We start from the raw sequence: 1868 nt of genomic DNA on the forward strand, positions 1-1868 counted from the left end.
ATCATCGGCATGCAGCCCGAGGGCAACTGGATCAGCCGCGCGCCGAGCCTCAAGCGCAAGGCGATTCTGCTCGCGAAAGTGCAGGACGAAGGCGGCCACGGGCTGTATCTCTATAGCGCGGCCGAAACGCTGGGCGTCTCGCGCGATCAACTCGTCGCTGCGCTGCATGCCGGCCGCGCGAAGTACTCGAGCATCTTCAACTATCCGACGCCCACCTGGGCCGATGTCGGCGTGATCGGCTGGCTGGTCGATGGCGCGGCGATCATGAATCAGATTCCGCTGTGCCGCTGCACCTACGGGCCGTACGCCCGCGCGATGATCCGCATCTGCAAGGAAGAGTCGTTCCATCAACGCCAGGGCTTCGACGCGCTGCTCGCGATGATGAAGGGCACGCAGGCGCAGAAGGACCTCGTGCAACAGTCGGTGAACCGCTGGTGGTGGCCGGTGCTGATGATGTTCGGCCCGAGCGACAAGGATTCGATCCACAGCGGCCAGTCCTTCGCATGGGGCATCAAGCGCATCTCGAACGACGACCTGCGTCAGAAGTTCGTCGATGCGACCGTCGAGCAGGCGAAGATCTTGGGCGTCACGCTGCCCGACGCCGATCTGAAGTGGAACGCGCAACGAAACGCGCACGATTACGGCGAGATCGATTGGGAAGAATTCTGGCGCGTGGTCAACGGCGACGGCCCGTGCAACAAGGAGCGCCTCGCTACTCGCGTGAAGGCGCACGACGAAGGCGCCTGGGTGCGCGAAGCGGCGCTCGCCTACGCGGAGAAGCAAAAGGTCCGCGCCCACAAACAAGCTGCATGAGCATGGAGACGATGAAGATGAACAAGGAATGGCCGATCTGGGAAGTGTTCGTGCGCAGCAAGCAGGGACTGGATCACAAGCATTGCGGCAGCCTGCACGCGCCGGATGCGGGTGCGGCGTTGCGCATGGCGCGCGATGTGTACACGCGCCGTCAGGAAGGCGTGAGCATCTGGGTGGTGCCCTCCGCGGCGATCACCGCATCGGACCCGGCGGACAAGGGCGAATTGTTCGAGCCCGCGGCCGACAAGATCTATCGGCATCCGACATTCTTCGTGCTGCCCGACGAAATCAATCACATGTAAGGGCGACAGAGCTATGAGTCAGGACCATCTCGCCTACGTGCTGCGTCTGGCGGACAACGCGCTGATCCTCGGGCAGCGCAACGCCGAATGGTGCAGCCACGGCCCGGCGCTGGAAGAAGACATCGCGCTGGCGAACATCAGTCTGGATCTGATCGGTCAGGCGCGCCTGCTGTACACGCACGCAGCGTCGCTCGAAGCATCGCTTACCGGCAGCAAGAAGACCGAAGACGATTACGCGTACTTTCGCAGCGAGCGCGAATTCGCCAACTACACGATCGCGGAGTTGCCGCACTTCGGCCCGCTCGCGGGCACGACACGCGCCGAGCGCGATTACGCGGTGACGATCGTGCGCAACTTCCTGTACTGCGCGCTGATGATGGAAGTGTGGAGCGCGCTGCAGACATCGAGCGATGCGCAACTCGCGGCGATCGCGGCGAAGTCGATCAAGGAGACGAGCTATCACCTGCATCATGCGCGCGACTGGCTGGTGCGTTTCGGTGACGGTACGGAGGAGTCGCATCGTCGTGCGCAGGCCGCGCTCGATTATCTGATGCCGTACACGCGCGAGTTCTTCGCCACCGATGCGATCGAACAGGCCGTCGCCGATCAAGGCATCGCGCCGCTCGCGAGCGAATTCGAAGCGGCATGGCGTGAGCAGGTCGCATCGGCGCTGGAAGAAGCCACGCTTGAAGCGCCTGCCGAGGTGAAGCACATCACCACGGGCAAGCACGGCGAGCACTCGGAGCACATGGG

The 1868-nt window shown here is 63.5% G+C and carries 3 protein-coding genes; all 3 read left to right on the top strand.

Annotated features, from left to right (window positions below; translation table 11 throughout):
- Positions 1-813, top strand: an 813-nt coding sequence (gene paaA, locus QCE73_RS39260; RefSeq protein WP_309886189.1) for a 1,2-phenylacetyl-CoA epoxidase subunit PaaA, incomplete at its 5' end; no start/stop codon positions are given.
- A gap of 17 nt (positions 814-830) precedes the next feature.
- On the top strand, positions 831-1115 hold the full coding sequence (gene paaB, locus QCE73_RS39265) for a 1,2-phenylacetyl-CoA epoxidase subunit PaaB (RefSeq protein WP_014191517.1): 285 nt from the start codon (positions 831-833) through the stop codon (positions 1113-1115).
- Positions 1116-1128: 13 nt separating this feature from the next.
- On the top strand, positions 1129-1868 hold a 740-nt coding region (gene paaC / locus QCE73_RS39270; RefSeq protein ID WP_309886193.1), incomplete at its 3' end, for a 1,2-phenylacetyl-CoA epoxidase subunit PaaC.

The sequence above is a fragment of the Caballeronia sp. LZ029 genome, assembly GCF_031451275.1.
In the GTDB taxonomy this organism is placed as follows: Bacteria; Pseudomonadota; Gammaproteobacteria; order Burkholderiales; family Burkholderiaceae; genus Caballeronia; species Caballeronia jiangsuensis.